This is a genomic window from Streptomyces sp. PA03-6a (assembly GCF_033792765.1).
GTDB lineage: Bacteria > Actinomycetota > Actinomycetes > Streptomycetales > Streptomycetaceae > Actinacidiphila.
The window spans coordinates 1-15,763 of sequence record NZ_JARAVK010000013.1 but is presented as its reverse complement, the minus strand read 5'-3'; the positions used below and the strand labels follow the sequence as shown (position 1 = coordinate 15,763).

Below are 15,763 nucleotides of genomic sequence, written 5' to 3'. Positions count from 1 at the left end.
CCCACTCCTACAGTCGCGGCATGACGACTTGGATGCGCGGATCGTTCCCCGGGCACGAGGTGAATCTCGTCTTCGCCCGCGGCATGACCCTCGACGCGCTGACGCGGCGCCTACGGGGCGCGCAGCGGGAACCGCTCATGCTCGGTGAGGCGGGCGCATGGGCGTGGGCGGTTCACGACATGCACGACTACGACGCCGATGACTACGACGGAGTGGACTACAACCGCCTGTGCCGTGACGGCGCGGAGGTCGTCGTGTTCGAGACGGAGCCCTGCAGCGCGAAGGCCCATCCGCCGTCCTTCACCTACTTCCGCGACGGCCGCACGGTCCTCTACCTCTCCTTCGGCAGCCCGCAGCTTCGCAGCGGAGAGAACCCCGACCACCTCTCGCCCGAACTGCTGGCCGCGAACCTCATCGGTCCGGACTCGGAGTGCGCGCGGGAGGCCGACCCCGGTCACGACTGCTTCGACCACCGGGACGAGGACCACGCGCGCCTCGTGCGGGCGATCGCCGGTTTCTTCATCCTCCCCTCGCCGCCCCTGTCCCCGGAGGTCTGCGCCTGATGGCCTGGCTCAATCCGAACACGTTCGTCACCTTTGTGAGGGGCATGACGCTGCCGACGGTCGCCGCCGTCTACGCCGAGGCCGGCCGGCCGGCCCTCGCGAGCGGATCAGGGGCGGGCTGGGTCTGGCTGACCCACGACGCCTGCAGTGCTCCGCGCCGGTCGCAAGCCTGGGAACTGGCGCGCGATCTCACCGGCTTCCGTCACGCACATCGTGCGAGCGACCCTGGAGGTGCGCCGGTGGAAAGTGTCTTCCTGGCCTCCACGCCCCCATGCACCTGCCCGCACGGGCAGGACTACGTGGTCCCCCACTGCGCCGAGCACCCGATCCAGTTCACCCACGCTTCCGGCGGATTCGAGGGGACCTACTTCAACTTCGGCATGCGACGCGAGTCCCGGCGCGCCGGCGGCTCGGCCGACCTGCTCGTCCGTGAACTCCTGGACGCGGGCATCGTGGGCCGCGACACCCCGCGGTACGACGCGGACCCCGCCTTCAACGCCGACGGCACCCACACCGTGCGCATCATCGCCGACCACTTCGGGCTGCCCTCACCGCCCCTCGCGCTCGCGCCGGCGGGGTGAGACCGCAGCGTGGCGACCCGGTTCACCGGGCCGGTCAGCGGCCGGCCGCGCGGAGCCGGGCGAGGGTGCGCAGGCCGCGTTCGAGGACCTCGGGATCGTCGTGTGCGGCGCCGTACCGGATGCCCGAGACCGCGTCCAGGGCGGAGTCGACAGCCAGGCGTTCGTGCTCGAGCGGGGTGAGCTCCCGCCCGTAGCCGGTCAGGAAGGCCTCGTGGAGGTCCGGACGGCCGGACCAGGCGTCGGAGAGCCGTACGACGTCACGGAGCGCCGGCTGCGGCTCGCTGCGCTCGAAGTCGATCACGGCGAGCCGGCCCGACCACAGCAGGTTGCGCAATTGGAAGTCGCCGTGCGTGGGCACCAGGTCGAGAGCGGGAAGCGCGGCTGCCCGGGCCGTCAGCGCGCGGACGAACTCCTCGTCACCCGGGGCCAGGTGGCAGCGGGCGCCGTCCAGGTGCAGGTCGAGCTTCCCCGTGGCAGGCCCCTTGTCCCCGGAGGCGGGCCGTGGCGGTGCGCTGCCGTGGACGGCGGCGGCGAGCGCGCCGACGCGGACGAAGATCGCACGTTCCTCCTCCGGGGGCCGGACGCCGACGTGGAGCGGGCGTCCGGGGACGGCGGTCACGACGACCGCGCGCAGCCGCTCGTCGGCCGCCACCAGGCGTGGCGTGGCGGCTCCCAGGGTCGGCACCCAGGTCCGGTAGGCCGTCACCTCCCGGTGGTGGAAGCGGTCGTTCTGGTGGATCTTGACGTAGCCGACGAGGCCGTCCGCACCGCGGACCCGCCACACCCGACTGCTCTGGCGGGGCCAGGACGTGTCCGTCCACCGTTCGATCGAGCCGACGGCGCGTTCCGCGAACCGTCGCACCGCGGTTTCCGGCAGGCCCGGTCCGCAGGTCATGCCCAACCCGACTCGGTGTAGTGGCGGCCGGCCCGGATGCCCTCGATCGCGGCCCGGGTGTACGGCACGAGGCGTTCGGGGAGGGCGTCCGGGTGCCACCAGCGCCAGGACAGGCACTTGTCGGGCTCGCGGACCACCGGTTCGCCCTGCCAACGGCGTACGCGGAAGACGAGTTGCAGCCGGGGGCGGCCGCCCGGCGCGTCGATGAGGTGCACGGCGTGCGCGAACTCGGCGTCCTCCGGGCTGATCCGCAGGCCCGCCTCCTCGTCCGCCTCGCGGACCAGGCACGCGACGGCGCTCTCCTGCTCGCAGTGCCCGGCGGGGAAGTGCCACTCGCCGCCGGCGAATGCGGAGCCGGGGTGACGCAGTCCGAGCAGGACCTCGCCGCCGGGGTTCTCCAAGTACAGGTGCGCGCCGACGACGTGGAGGACGCCCCGCCCGGCCGCCCGGACCCCGGTGCCGGGCGGCACGGCCGGGCCGGCGTGCCGGCGGACGAGCTCCAGGGTCGCGTGGCCCAACCGCAGCCGCGGCATGACCTCGGGCCGGAACCAGCGCAGCAGGACGCCTTCGCTCGGCTGCAGGGCGTCGGGATCGCCGTTCCAGCGGCCGGTGAACACCTGGACCGGCAGGAGCGACCCGTCCGGCTCGTGGACGTGCTCCACCGCGAAGGCGCGCAGCACGGGCAGGTCGAGCCCCGCCTCCTCGCGCAGTTCACGCCGGGCGGTCGCCTCCAGGGACACGTCGCCCGGCTCACTGCCGCCGCCGAGCAGTGACCAGGCGCCGGGGTTCCGGATGTCCGGGCGGTCGTCGCGAAGGTGCAGGAGGTACTCGCCCCGGTCGTTGTGGATGAGCACCGAGGTCTTGCGCGGTTCACCGGCGGCCGGTGCACCGTCGTGGATCGACGTCAAGCGAGCCTCCAGGGGAGCTCCGGGGGTGTGCGGTCACCAAGGTCAACGAGCGGGGACGGCCGACGGGAGGGCAGGTTCCGGCCTTTCTGCGCGCCCCTGCCCGGGCCGCCCGCACGAGTGGGCAGGGGTGGCGCCAACTCGCCGCTTCACCAGCTAAGTTGTGTGCTGATCAGTTCGCGTATTCGAGTCCCCAGGGGATGGCCATGACCAGCGGCAGCGACGCTCCCGACGACTACGACTCCGCCGAGCAGCTCCGCCGGCGGATCGACACCACCAAGGCGCACCCGGCGCGCGTCTACGACGTCTTCCTCGGCGGCAAGGACAACTACCCCGTCGACCGTGAGGCGGCCGCGGCCGCGCTGGCCGCCAATCCCCGGGGCTACCTGGACGTGCGGCACAACCGGGACTTCCTGCGCCGCGCGGTGAACCACATCGCGGGGGAGACCGGCACACTCCAGTTCCTCGACATCGGCACCGGACTGCCCACGCAGGAGAACGTGCACCAGATCGCGCAGCGGATCGCCCCCGAGGCGCGGGTCGTGTACGTCGACAACGACCCCGTCGTCCTGGCCCACGCGCGCGCCCTGCTGACCAGCGGCCCCGAGGGGCGGACCGACTACATCGACGCGGACCTGCGCGACCCCGCCGCGATCCTGCGCCAGGCGGCCGGCACGCTGGACTTCACCGAGCCCGTCGCGCTCGTGCTCGTCGCCGTCCTGCACTTCGTCGAGGACGACGAGGCGTACGGCATCGTCAAGCACCTCGTCGACGCGCTGCCCTCGGGCAGCCACGTCGTGCTGAGCCACCTCACCTCCGACCTCAACGCGGAGCAGATCGCCAAGGTCGCCAAGACCTACCAGGACCGCGGCTTCTCCTTCGTGCTCCGCGAGCACGCGGAGGTCCTGCGCTTCGTCACGGACAACGGCCTGGAGATCGTCGAGCCCGGGCTCGTCCCCGTCCACCACTGGCGCCCCGACGACGTCGACGACACCTTGGCCACCCACGCCGACGCCTCGCCGGAGTTCGTCGAGGGCCTCGAGGACATCGACGCGATCCGCTACCGGAGCATCACCGACGTCACCGACGCGGACATCAACGTCTACGCCGTGGTGGCCCGCAAGCCCTGACCCCGCCGTGCCCGGCGCCGCCCCTCCCGGACGGGGGGGGCGGCGCGGTCGTCAGCCACGGCGGTAGATCGTGATCGAGTGCCCCACCTCGTCGATCGGCTCGCTGCCGGCGATGAGCTCGGCCAGCCGGCCCTCGGCCTTCGCGACCGAGGAGTCCGACACCACGAGCAGCCCGTGGACCTGGTCCTCGGGGACCTGGCGCGGATCGGCGGCGTGGATGCCGTAGTGGGCGGGGACCCCGCTGCCCTTGTAGACCAGCCAGACCCGCTCGCCGGGGTAGCGGTCGCGGAGCCGGTCCGCGAGGCGGCCCAGGTCCTGGCCCCAGTCGACGTTGGAGTCGTGCAGGCGCAGATGGGTCCGGGACGTGCCGCCGAAGGCCTCGTTGGAGTACTGCAGGTAGTACGGGAAGGTCCGCAGCGAGCTGACGGCGACGAAGGCGACGAGGGCCGTCGCCGCCACGTCCGCCCACCGCCGTCGCAGGGCGGTGACGCAGGCCGCGGCGACCGCCCCGAACATCGGCAGGAAGACCACGTAGCGGACGCCGAAGTCCCGTGAGCCGGTCATGGCGGCGGCCGTCAGCACGGCCGCCGGGACGAGCAGGTACGGGGCTGCGGGGCGCAGCCGGGGGAGGGCGAGCAGCGCGGCGGTGCCGGCGAGCCACAGGGCCAGCATGCCGAGCGGAGCCTTCACCAGCACCGCGGCGGGCAGGTAGTACCAGAGCGCCCCGCGGTAGTGGCGGCCGAAGAGGAAGCCCTCGAAGGTCGAGTCCTCGAAGCCGAACTGGACGGCCATCCCGTCCCGGTACGCCCGCGGGAGCGGGAGCGCGTCCACGGCCCAGCCCCGCAGTCCGTGCAGGGCCGGCAGGGTCTCCGGCGCGGTCCAGCGCAGACGCGGGTCGACGAGGAGGTAGGCCGCCCACACCACCGCGACGGCGACGAGCCCGACCCCGCCCGCCGCGATCGCGGCACGCCGCAGCGACCGGACGGTGCCGCGCCGCTGCGCGCCCCGCGCACCCATGTGCCACACCGACAGCGCAGCCAGGAGCAGCAGGACCGGCACCGCGGGGAGCGTGCTCATCCGCGTGGCGACCGCCGCGCCCAACGCCGCACCGGCGAGCGGCAGGTACCGCCGGGGACGCTCCCGGGCCCGCCACAGCGCCCACACCGACGTCAGCAGGAAACCGGCCGCCGGGACGTCGAGGGTGGCGAGCGAGCCGTGCGCGATGACGTCCGGCGAGAACGCGTACAGGACGAGCGCGAGCAGCCCCCCGGCGGGCCCGGTGAGATCGCGCGCGAAGGCGAGCACCACCAGCCCGAACAGCAGGGTCAGCGCGATCACCGGCAGGCGGGCCGCCAGCATCAGACGCCAGGGATCGTTGCCCGACTCGTAGAGCACGCTGCGGCCGAGCTCCGTCTGGTCGCCCTCGAAGGCCGGGTCGAGGTGGGGGTGGGCGAACGCCAGACCACCGGCGATGACGAGCTTGCCGAGCGGCGGGTGCTCGGGGTTGAAGCGCAGGCTGTGCTCGCGCAGATAGACCGTCGCGGTGCCCACGTACACCGGCTCGTCGATGGTGGGCGTCTGCTGGACGGCCGTGGTGACCATCGCGAACGCCATCTGCGCCAGGAGCACGAGCACGGCCAGGACGTACAGCGGACGCCGGTGGCGCAGACCGGCCGGGAACCCGCGCACCGGCACCGTGGCGATGGTGGTGGGCGTCGCCGGTTCGGGGGACACCGCGGCGGGCGAGGGCCGTTCCTGCGTCATCGTGCGCTTACCCCGTCGCCTGTCCCTGTGGCGCCACCGCTGCGCGCCGGCGCCCTCCCGGTGGGCGCCGCGGGACACACTAGCCCCGCCGTCGTCACGGCGCGTGGGGTTCGGGGTGTTGCGCGGGACGTGTGCCGGACGCCGTACCGTGGGCGCATGGCAGTCCCCGAGCTGATCCGCATCGTCTCCCGTTCCTCCCCGATGGCGCTGGCCCAGGTCGAGCGCGTACGCGCGGGACTGGCGGCGCTCCACCCCGGCATCCGGACGGAGGTCGTGCCCGTCACCACGTCCGGTGACCGCTGGATGGGCGACCTGGCCCAGCTCGGCGGCAAGGGCGCGTTCACCAAGGAGGTCGACGCCACGCTGCTGGAGGGCCGGGCCGACCTGGCCGTCCACTGCGTGAAGGACGTCCCCGCCGACCGGCCGCTGCCCGCCGGGACGGTCTTCGCCGCCTTCCTCAAGCGGGACGACATCCGCGACGCCCTGGTGCACCCCGGCGGCCTCACCCTCGACCGGCTCCCGCCCGGCACGCGCATCGGCACCTCCTCCGTACGCCGCATCGCGCAGATCATGGCCTCGCACCCGCACCTCACCTGCGTCCCCATGCGGGGCAACGCCAACCGCCGCCTGGAGAAGCTCGCGGCGGGCGACGCGGACGCGCTGCTGCTGGCCGTGTCCGGGCTCGAGCGGATCGGCAGGACCGACGTGATCAGCGAGGTGCTCCCGGTCGAGACGATGATCCCGCCGATCGGCGCGGGCGTCCTCGCCCTGCAGTGCCGGGAGGGCGACGCCGACACGATCGACGTCGTCAGCGACCTCGGCGACCCGGCCGCACACCGGGAGACCACGGCGGAGCGGATGTTCCTCCACGTCCTGCAGGGCCACTGCAACAGCCCCATCGCCGGCTACGCCCACGCCGAACGCGACGGCCGGCTCTCGCTCCGGGCCCGGGTCTTCTCCCCGGACGGCAAGACCGTCCTCGACGCCCACGAATGGGCAGGTCCGCTGGACCCCGCCACCCTCGGGACGTCGGTCGCGGTGGCACTGCTGCGGCAGGGTGCGCGCGAGCTGATCGACAGCATCGGCCACTGACGGGACCCGGGCCGCCGTCGACGCCCGGACCGCGGCGGGGAGACTGGTGGGCGCTGCCCGTCGTCCGTCACCGTCCTGGGAGAGCCGATTGTCCCGCCGCGACCCCCGTGTGCTCGTCTACACCCGCACCACCGACTACCGGCACGAGTCGATCCCCGACGGCGTCAGGGCCCTCACCGAGCTGGGAGCCGGGAACGGCTTCCGGGTGGACGCCACCGAACGGCCCGAGGACTTCGAGGGGGCCGGCCTGCGTGCGTACGACGCCGTGGTGTTCCTCTCCACCAGCGGGGAGGTGCTCAGCGACGCGGGCCGGGACGCCCTCGCGGCGCACCACGCCGACGGCGCGGGGTTCATGGGCGTGCACGCCGCCGCCTGCACGGAGTACGACTGGCCCTACTACGGGGAGCTGCTGGGCGCGCGCTTCACGGGGCACCCGCCCCTGCAGGCGGGCACGGTCCTCGTCGAGGACGCCGCCCATCCGGCCACCGCGCACCTCGGCGCGGCGTGGAAGGTCACCGACGAGTGGTACGACTTCGACCGCAGCCCCCGCCCCGGGGTGCGGGTCCTGGCCTCCGCCGACGAGTCCTCGTACACGGGCGGCTCGATGGGCGCGGACCATCCGCTGGTGTGGTGCCACGAGTACGGCGGAGGGCCCGTCTTCTACACCGCGCTGGGGCACTCCGCGCAGGCCTACCACGACGCGGCCTTCCGGGCCCATCTGCTCGGCGGGCTCCGGTCGGTGCTGCCCGGGGCGACGGACTGAGCGGGCGTCGGCGCGCGGCCTCAGAGGCGTCGCAGCACGGCGACCACCTTGCCCAGGATGACCGCCTCCTCGCCGGGGATCGGGTCGTAGGCGGGGTTGTGCGGCATGAGCCAGACCCGGTCGCCCTCGTGCTTGAGCCGCTTGACGGTGGCCTCGCCGTCGATCATCGCGGCCACGATGTCGCCGTGGTCGGCGGCGTCCTGGCTGCGCACCGTGACCCAGTCGCCGTCGCAGATCGCGACGCCCGTCATGGAGTCGCCGACGACCTTGAGGGCGAACAGCTCGCCCGCGCCGACGATCTGCCGGGGGAGCACGAAGACCTCGTCGACCTGCTCCTCGGCGAGGATCGGGATGCCGGCCGCGATCCGGCCGATCACCGGCACGCGCGCGGACGGGGAGGCGCTGACGGGCTCCGCACCCGGCTCGGAGTCGTGCTGGGACGGCCAGGAGCACCGCACACGGTAGGCGCGGGGCCGGTGCGGATCCTGCTCGAGCACGCCCTTGCGCTGCAGCACCGCCAGCTGGTGGGCGACGGAGGAGGTGCTCGCCAGCCCCACGGCCTCACCGATCTCGCGCATCGACGGCGGGAAACCGCGGCTCTCCACCGAGCCCAGGATCGCCTCGACGATACGGGTCTGACGGTTGGTCAGCCCGTCGGGGCCGGGGTTGTCCGAGCCCTGCGGGCGCCCGCGGCGCACTGTCGTCCTGGTGGGCTCCATGCCCCGTCCCTCCCTGTGCGGATCTTGCTGCGATACGTAACGTTACCCTGCTCCACGGCGTTTTTGGAACGCGTGTGCGAAATTCCGTGAAGATCTGTGAGCACGCCGCGCGGAACCGGCCGGGATCACCCGTGGAATCCCGCTGTCACAAACGGAGCCACTGCCCGGTCAGACTTTGGGGCCCGTGCGTCCGGCGCCGGCGACCGGAATGGGTCCGCAATGGCTCCGGAATTCCCCGACCCGGCGGGCAGGCCCCCCGCGGGCCCGCCACGGCAATTCGCGCGAGGCGCGGGAAATGCCTGCCGTACGGCGGCGGCGCTCCTCAACCGCGCCGAATGGGGCCAGGGCGAAGTGGCCCCGGGCCCGGCGGAAATCGCCCTCTGTGTAGGCTGGAACGGGCAGTCGGGCGGATCTGACGGTGGAGGAAAACGCGACGATGCAGCCAGGCGACGCGGAACGCGACGGCTCGCTCGACGAGGCCGCGGAGGTGTTCACGGCCCTGCGCCCCCGGTTGTTCGGCATCGCCTACCGGATGCTCGGCAGCGCCGCGGAGGCCGAGGACGTCGTCCAGGACGTCTGGCTGAGGTGGCAGGCCGCCGACCGCGACGCCGTGGAGAATCCGACCGCGTTCCTGACCACCGCGACGACCCGGCTGGCGATCAACGTCACCCAGTCCGCCCGCGTGCGGCGCGAGGGCTATGTCGGGCCCTGGCTCCCGGAACCGGTCGACACGCGCGCCGACCCCGTACTCGGCGCCGAGCGCGGCGAGGCGGTGGAGTTCGCGGTCCTGCTCCTGCTGGAGCGGCTGACGCCCACCGAGCGCGCGGCGTACGTGCTGCGCGAGGCGTTCGACTACCCGTACCGGGAGATCGCCACCGTGCTGGACCTGAGCGAGGCCAACTCCCGCCAGCTCGTCAGCCGCGCCCGCAAGCACATCGCCGCCGGGCGGCGCGAACAGGTGGGGAGCGCGGAGCACCGCCGGCTCCTCGAGGCGTTCGTGGCGGCGGCCAGGGCGGGCGACCTGGCCGGCCTGGAGAAGCTGCTCGCCACGGACGTGGTGAACTACGGCGACGGCGGCGGCGCCGTGCGCAACGCCTCCAAGGTCCCCGTGGTCGGCAGCGCCAAGGTGGCGAGGTTCGTCACCGCCTTCGCCCCGCGCTTCTGGCCCGACACCGAGGTGGTGTGGGTCGAGGCGAACGGGCAGACCGCGGCGCTCGTGTCCCAGGCCGGCACGCCGATGGCCCTGCTGGCCATCAGCGCCTCCGAGCAGGGCATCGACCAGCTCATGTGGGTGCTCAACCCGGCGAAGCTGACCGGCTTCAGCTCCTTGGCGGCGGGCCCGGACGCGCCGTCCGCGTAGGACCGGGCCCGGGGCGGCGCCCCGGGCCGCACGTGGCGACCGCCCGGCCTACGGTCAGAGGTCGGACGCTGCCCGGCCCGGGGCGATGTCGCCCGCCCGCAGCAGCCGGAGGAAGGCCTTGAGACCCGTGATGATCTCCTCGTTGTCCGTGAGCCGGTTCACCGTGGCCTCGAACTCCCGTGCCAGCGCGGTGATCCGGCGGTCGGTGTCCTCGGCCCGCTCGTAGACCGACACGCCCAGCACGTCCACCGTGCGCCGCAGCTCCGCCAGGGCCCGGTACTGCTCCTCGGCCTTCTCCTCAAGGACCTTGATGCCGCTGTCCGTGCGCTCGACGCCCTTCTTGAGCTCCAGCACGTCGTCGCGTGGGTAGGTGACGTCCTTCAGCAGGGTGCCCAGCCGCTGCCGCAGCTGCCCGAACCACGCGCCCGCCGGGCGGAACACCGTGCTGAGCAGGAAGAACCCGGCGATCCAGTACCCCGCGCCGTGACCGGTCGCGAGCGTCACCGCCACCACGCCGGCCGTCGTCAGCAGGTGCCCCGCCAGGGCGACGCGCAGCATCGTCCGGGCGATCCGCGCGGCCTCGGCGTCCCGCGCCTGGGGGACCACCAGCCCCTTCTCCCGGCTCACGGCGATCTCGGCCAGCACCGCGTGCGCCCGGAAGTGGACGTTCCACGGCACCGTGAGCAGCACCAGCAGCCACAGCAGGCAGAGCACCCCGGCGCCCACGCCCAGGACCACCGGCAGCGGCGCGCCCACCGCGTAGACCAGTGCCAGCACCCCCGCGGTCACCGCCAACGCCAGCACCGCGCCAAGGAATCTCCCCATGGCCGTCTCCAACCTCCTTCGTCCGAGCGTTCGTTGCCGCCATCGTCCCGCCCGGTCGGCCCGCGGGCATGAGTACGGCTACTCACCCCGCCTGCGCCCCGGTGCTGTGGCGCCGGGGCCGGTGGGACCGAAGCGCATGCCTGCCGGAGAAGCGGGCAGCAACCGCGTGAATCCGTCCGCCGGAACGTGATTCCCCTGCCCCACGTGGCATGCGACAGGAAGGTCGTGCTCCCAGGAGGTCAGCGATGGTCCCGGTCCACCACCTCACGGCCGCCGTCGCGGACCGGGAGGTCTTCTACCGCGAGGCGGGGCCCCGCGACGCCCCCGTCGTCGTCCTGCTGCACGGCTTCCCCGCCAGCTCCCACATGTTCCGGCACCTCATCCCGCTGCTCGCGGACCGCTACCGGGTCCTCGCGCCCGACCACATCGGCTTCGGCCGGTCCTCGATGCCGTCCCTGCAGGACTTCCCCTACTCCTTCGACGCCCTGGCCGACGTGACGGCCGCCCTGCTGGAGCACCTCGGCGTCGGACGCCACGCGATGTACGTCCACGGCTACGGGGCGGCGATCGGCTGGCGCCTGGCACTGCGCGCCCCGGCGCGGATCACCGGGATCGTCACGCAGAACGGCAACGCCTACGCGGAGGGCCTGCTCGACTCCTTCTGGTCCGACGTGCGCGCCTACGCCGCCGACCCGTCACCGGGGAACGAGAAGGCCGTGCGCTACGCCCTCACCCCGGACGCCGTCCGCTGGCGGTACCTCAACGGCGTCCCCGACCCGGGCCTGGTCAGCCCGGACACCTGGGCCCACGACGTCGCGCTCCTGCAGCGTCCCGGCAACGACGAGATCCAGCTGCGGCTGTTCCGCGACCACCCGCGTGACGTGGACCTCCAGCCGGCGCTGCACGAGTACTTCAGGGCCGGCCAGGTGCCGCTGCTGGCGGTGTGGGGCGCGAACGACGAGGTCTACGCCCCGGTCGGCGCCCGCGCCTTCCTCGGCGACCTGCCCGAGGCCGAGGTGCACCTCCTCGACACCGGGCACTTCGCCCTGGAGAGCCACCTGGACTCCGTCGCCGGGTACGTGCGGGGCTTCCTCGGCCGCGTCGTGCCCTGACCCCGGGTGGCCCGGGTGCGCTCAGCGGGGCCGGGTGATCGTCCGGTGCGCGACGTACGCGTCGACGCCGGCCGTCCCGTCGAGGCCCGCCGGAGCCCCGTTGACGGTCACCGGGCCGGTGCGCAGCCTGCGCGCGACGGCGACGGCGCGTTCGGGGTCGGGGTCGACACGCCGCCGGACACGCGGTACTCGCAGTCCTCGGCGATCCGTACCGCGTCGTCGTCCCCGTCGTGCGGGATGACCGTGACCACCGGGCCGGAGACCTCGTCCTGCGCGATGCGCATGCGGGGGTCGACGTCCGCGAAGAGCGTCGGTGCCACGTAGTAGCCCTCCTCAAGGCCCGCGGGGACCCGGGGACCGCCGGTCACCAGCCGGGCGCCCTCCTCGATGCCCAGCTCGATGTACGACATCGCCCGCTGCTGCCGCTCGCGGCCGGCCATCGGCCCGATGGTGGTGTCCGGTGCCGCCGGATCACCGGCCTTCAGGGACGTGACGGCTTCCTCGACCGCCGCGACGACCTCCTCGTACCGGCGGCGCGGGGCGAGGACACGGGTCCGCGCGGCGCACGTCCCGCCGTCGTCACCGGGCGACGCGAACAGCCCCCGCACCGTCCGCGGGACGTCGGCGTCGTCCAGGACGATCGCGGCCGCCTTGCCGCCCAGTTCCAGCCGGACCCGCTTGAGCTGCTCGCCGGCGAGGGCGGCGACGCGGCGGCCGGACCGGGCGGAGCCGGTGAAGGCGATCGCGTCGACGTCCGGGTGGGTGACCAGGTACTCGCCGGTGTCCCGGTCGGCGGGCAGTACGCTCAGCGCGCCCTCGGGCAGTCCGGCCCCGGCGTACAGCTCGGCCAGCAGTCCCATACCCAGCGAGTTCTCCGGCGTGACCTTCAGGATGACGGTGTTGCCCGCCAGGAGGGCCGGGGTCAGCCGCGCCGTGGCGGCCGAGAACGGGCACTGCCAGGGGATGACCGCCGCGACCACGCCTACGGGATCGCGCCGCACGATGGTGTCGAACCCCGGGGTGGGGTCACTGGGATGGACGACCTCCTCCCAGCCGAGCTCCTCGGCGGCCTTGAGGCAGGCGTCGACCCGCCGCGTGAGCGAGGCCTGCTCCGCATCGGTGAACCGGCGGGGCGTCCCGGTCGCGGCGGACACCCGCGCGGCCGCCTCCTGCGCACGCTCCTCGCGCAGCCCGTTCACCCGCCGGATCACCTCCTGCCGTTCCTTGGGGTCCAGGTGCGGCCACGGCCCGCTGTTGAAGGCGGCGCGCGCCGTGGCGACGGCGGCGTCGGCGTCGCCCGGCGCGGCCTGGGCGGCGCGGCCGATCAGGGAGCGGTCGTGGGGTGAGCGGATGTCCAGCAGCCCGGGATGCGCCGGGGCGGTCCAGGCACCACCGATGTACAGCCTGTCGTACACGATCATCGAGTGTTCCTCTCGGAGTCCGGGTCCTGGACGGTCCTGTCGCTCCGCGGAATCGACGGGATGCCCGATATAGGCTCGTTGGCAGTGACTTCCGTGATCGGCCCGCACGGGGCGCTCCAGCGCGGGGCGGGCGGGCCGACCGCAGGACGGAGCGGGGAATGAGCGCAGCGCGCGGAGCGGGCGCCCGGGCGGCCGAGGGGACCGACGAGGCGCCGCGGCCCGGGCAGGGCCGCAGGCCGGCCGCCCTGGTCCGCGGCGAGGTGCTCGCGGCCGCGCGTGAACTGCTCCTCGCCGAGGGCATGGCCGCCTTCACCGTCGAGAAGGTGGCGCGGCGCTCCGGGGCGAGCCGGATGACCATCCACAAGTGGTGGCCGTCGCGGGGCGCGCTGGCCCTCGACGCCTACGTCGCCGTCGTCGAGGAGCGTCTGGTCTTCGAGGACACCGGCGACATTGAGGCGGACCTGACGGCCCACATGCGGAACTTCGTACGGCATCTGTGCGGCACCCCCGCGGGACGGGTCGTGTCCGAGCTCATCGGCTGCGCCCAGACCGATCCCCCTCTCGGCGAGCTGTTCCGCGAGCGCTACTCCGGGCCGCGCCGCGCGCGCATGGCCGCCGTCCTGGAGCGGGCGCGGGACCGGGGCCAGCTGGCGGCGGACATCGATCCGCAGGTGCTGATCGACCAGTTGTGGGGGGCCTGCTACTTCCGGCTCCTGGTGGCCGACCACCCCGTCAGCGAGGGGTTCGCGGAGACCATCGTGCGCAATCTGCTGCACGGCGTGGGCGGCCATGTCACGGGCCCGGCATGAAGACGGCCTTGGTCTCCAGGTAGGCCTCCAGCCCCTCGGGGCCGCCCTCGCGCCCCATGCCCGAGGACTTCCGGCCGCCGAACGGGACCGAGGGTGCCAGTTCGAATCCGTTGACGCTCAGCTGGCCTGTCGTCACCCGGCGCGCGACCTCGTAGGCGCGTTCGGGATCGGCACCGTGGACGCTGCCGCTGAGGCCGAAGTCGGTGGCGTTGGCGATCGCCACCGCCTCGTCGACGTCCTCGTAGGCCTGGACGGTCACGACCGGGCCGAAGATCTCCTCGCGGGCGATCGTCATGCCGGGCTCGACGTCGGCGAACACCGTGGGCAGCACGTAGTGGCCGTGCTCGTGGCCCGGGCTGCGGCCGCCGCCGGTCACCACCCTCGCGCCCTCGCGGCGGCCGCTGTCGATGTAGCCCAGGACGCGGCGCAGCTGCCGGGCGTTGAGGACGGGGCCGACCTGCGTCGTACGGCTCCAGGGGTCGCCGACCCTGAGCAGGCGCACGCGGTCGGCGTACGCCCCGAGGACCTCCGTGATCCTGGAGCGCGGCGCGAGGATGCGGGTCTGGGCGAAGCAGATCTGTCCGGCGAAGGGCATGCTCAGCGGGGTGAGGGTGTCGAGGGTGTCCTGCAGGTCCACGTCGTCGAGCAGGATCGCGGCGGACTTGCCGCCCATTTCGAGGGTGACCCGGGCGAAGCGCTCCAGTGCGGCCGTGGCGACGGCACGGCCCGTCGGCACGCTGCCGGTGAAGCTGATCTTGTCGACGCCGGGCGAGGCCACCAGCGCCTGCGACTCCTCGCGATCCGCCGTGATCACGTTGACGACCCCCGGCGGCAGTCCGGCCGCCTCGGCGCACTCGGCGACCACCAGGGCGTCCAGCGGACTCTCCGGCGGTGACTTCACGACCACCGTGCAGCCTGCCGCCAGGGCCGCGGGGATCTTGTGCGCGAAGATGTTGAAGGTGGCGTTCCACGGGGCGAACAGCGCGGCGACGCCGACGGGTTCACGGGTCACACGGGCGTGCCCCCGGGAGGTGGGACGGCGGTCCTCGAACGCGTACGAGCCGGCGAGCTTGGCGAAGTAGTCGAAGCGGCTCTGGCCGGCCTGGACGAGTCCCTCGGCGAAGGCGACCGGCGCCCCGACCTGGGCCGTCCACAGACGGGCCAGCAGCGGCAGCCGCCGGCGCACCTGGTCGGCCAGCCGTCTGAGGTGTGTGGCGCGTTCGGGCGCGGACATCCGCGGCCAGGGGCCCTCGTCGAAGGCCGTGCGCGCGGCGGCGACCGCGCGTTCGACGTCCCGGGTGTCCGCGAGCGGCACGTGCAGCAACTCCTCCTCCGTGGAGGGGGAGACGATGGGTGTGCGGCGGGTCCCGCTGGGGGAGACCCAGCGGCCGCCGATGTAGAAGCCCTGGCCGGTTCCCGCGGAGACTGCTGAGGACAGGTCGAACATGGCGCTTCCCTGAGGTCGGCCGGACCGCCGCCACCCCATCGGCCGGATCCGGCGATATGAGCACAGTGTCAATATAGTACTTAAGGAATGTTTCACGGGAAACATTCCTTATCGGGCAATTCGCCGTACGCAAGTGATGTGCCGGGGCGCGAGGGCGCGAGGGCGCGAAGAGCGGAAGCCGCGCCCACCGGTCTCCCGTGGGCGCGGCTTCCGCTTCCGTGAGGTGCGCGACCGGCCAGTCGCTGGTCAGAGGCCTGCTGTGGCCGGTCGCCAGATGTTCGGCCGGTGTCGGGGGCCAGTCGAGGACCGGTCCCCGGTCGGGGTGTTACCGGCCGCCACCGCCGCCGCCCTGTCACTTATACACATCTCAAGCTAAC

Annotated in this window: 14 protein-coding genes and 1 pseudogene; 8 read left to right on the top strand and 7 right to left on the bottom strand. The window is 73.4% G+C overall.

Annotation, left to right across the window (positions count from 1 at the left end):
• The first annotated feature begins 20 nt into the window (after nucleotides 1-20).
• On the top strand, nucleotides 21-563 hold the full coding sequence (locus PV350_RS05400) for a hypothetical protein (RefSeq protein ID WP_499509289.1): 543 nt from the start codon (nucleotides 21-23) through the stop codon (nucleotides 561-563).
• Nucleotides 564-607: 44 nt separating this feature from the next.
• Nucleotides 608-1,144: a hypothetical protein gene (locus PV350_RS05395; protein WP_500333025.1), complete on the top strand. Its 537-nt coding sequence runs from the start codon at nucleotides 608-610 to the stop codon at nucleotides 1,142-1,144.
• Between the two features lie 34 nt (nucleotides 1,145-1,178).
• On the opposite strand, the gene PV350_RS05390 is transcribed toward PV350_RS05395, so the two are convergent.
• Entirely contained in the window at nucleotides 1,179-2,006 is an 828-nt protein-coding gene (locus PV350_RS05390) for a phosphotransferase family protein (RefSeq protein ID WP_500333024.1), read from the bottom strand.
• A 29-nt stretch (nucleotides 2,007-2,035) separates the two neighbouring features.
• Nucleotides 2,036-2,947, bottom strand: a complete 912-nt coding sequence (locus PV350_RS05385; protein ID WP_500333023.1) for an NUDIX hydrolase — start codon at nucleotides 2,945-2,947, stop codon at nucleotides 2,036-2,038.
• A gap of 203 nt (nucleotides 2,948-3,150) precedes the next feature.
• Between PV350_RS05385 and PV350_RS05380 the strand changes: the two genes are divergently transcribed.
• Nucleotides 3,151-4,074, top strand: coding sequence for an SAM-dependent methyltransferase (locus tag PV350_RS05380; RefSeq protein ID WP_500333022.1), 924 nt, complete (start codon nucleotides 3,151-3,153; stop codon nucleotides 4,072-4,074).
• Nucleotides 4,075-4,125: 51 nt separating this feature from the next.
• Here the strand turns inward: PV350_RS05380 and PV350_RS05375 are convergent, their stop codons facing one another.
• Nucleotides 4,126-5,838 (bottom strand): ArnT family glycosyltransferase, encoded by a 1,713-nt coding sequence (locus tag PV350_RS05375; RefSeq protein WP_500333021.1) that lies wholly within the window; start codon nucleotides 5,836-5,838, stop codon nucleotides 4,126-4,128.
• 156 nt (nucleotides 5,839-5,994) lie between these two features.
• On the opposite strand from PV350_RS05375, the gene hemC reads away from it, so the two are divergent.
• Both hemC and PV350_RS05365 read left to right on the top strand, forming a co-directional pair.
• Nucleotides 5,995-6,930 (top strand): hydroxymethylbilane synthase, encoded by a 936-nt coding sequence (gene hemC, locus PV350_RS05370; protein WP_500333020.1) that lies wholly within the window; start codon nucleotides 5,995-5,997, stop codon nucleotides 6,928-6,930.
• A gap of 88 nt (nucleotides 6,931-7,018) precedes the next feature.
• Nucleotides 7,019-7,693, top strand: coding sequence for a ThuA domain-containing protein (locus PV350_RS05365; protein WP_500333019.1), 675 nt, complete (start codon nucleotides 7,019-7,021; stop codon nucleotides 7,691-7,693).
• Nucleotides 7,694-7,713: 20 nt separating this feature from the next.
• On the opposite strand, the gene lexA is transcribed toward PV350_RS05365, so the two are convergent.
• Nucleotides 7,714-8,412, bottom strand: a complete 699-nt coding sequence (lexA, locus tag PV350_RS05360) for a transcriptional repressor LexA (protein WP_499509281.1) — start codon at nucleotides 8,410-8,412, stop codon at nucleotides 7,714-7,716.
• A 436-nt stretch (nucleotides 8,413-8,848) separates the two neighbouring features.
• Here lexA and PV350_RS05355 point away from each other — a divergent pair, with 436 nt between their 5' ends.
• A complete protein-coding gene (locus PV350_RS05355) occupies nucleotides 8,849-9,772 on the top strand; it encodes an RNA polymerase sigma-70 factor (RefSeq protein ID WP_499509280.1) in 924 nt (307 codons plus the stop codon).
• Nucleotides 9,773-9,826: 54 nt separating this feature from the next.
• Here PV350_RS05355 and PV350_RS05350 read toward each other — a convergent pair whose 3' ends face one another.
• The gene (locus tag PV350_RS05350; protein ID WP_500333018.1) at nucleotides 9,827-10,597 is read right to left on the bottom strand and encodes a hypothetical protein; all 771 of its coding nucleotides are present in this window, start codon (nucleotides 10,595-10,597) and stop codon (nucleotides 9,827-9,829) included.
• A gap of 245 nt (nucleotides 10,598-10,842) precedes the next feature.
• Here PV350_RS05350 and PV350_RS05345 point away from each other — a divergent pair, with 245 nt between their 5' ends.
• Complete coding sequence (locus PV350_RS05345; RefSeq protein ID WP_499509278.1) at nucleotides 10,843-11,709, top strand: alpha/beta fold hydrolase; 867 nt, start codon at nucleotides 10,843-10,845, stop codon at nucleotides 11,707-11,709.
• Nucleotides 11,710-11,730: 21 nt separating this feature from the next.
• On the opposite strand, the pseudogene PV350_RS05340 reads toward PV350_RS05345, so the two are convergent.
• A pseudogene (locus PV350_RS05340) lies at nucleotides 11,731-13,130 on the bottom strand (aldehyde dehydrogenase family protein).
• Nucleotides 13,131-13,288: 158 nt separating this feature from the next.
• Here PV350_RS05340 and PV350_RS05335 point away from each other — a divergent pair.
• A complete protein-coding gene (locus tag PV350_RS05335) occupies nucleotides 13,289-13,939 on the top strand; it encodes a TetR-like C-terminal domain-containing protein (RefSeq protein ID WP_499509276.1) in 651 nt (216 codons plus the stop codon).
• Here PV350_RS05335 and PV350_RS05330 read toward each other — a convergent pair.
• The gene (locus PV350_RS05330; protein ID WP_499509275.1) at nucleotides 13,923-15,386 is read right to left on the bottom strand and encodes an aldehyde dehydrogenase; all 1,464 of its coding nucleotides are present in this window, start codon (nucleotides 15,384-15,386) and stop codon (nucleotides 13,923-13,925) included. The genes PV350_RS05335 and PV350_RS05330 overlap by 17 nt on opposite strands.
• Nucleotides 15,387-15,763: the final 377 nt, after the last annotated feature.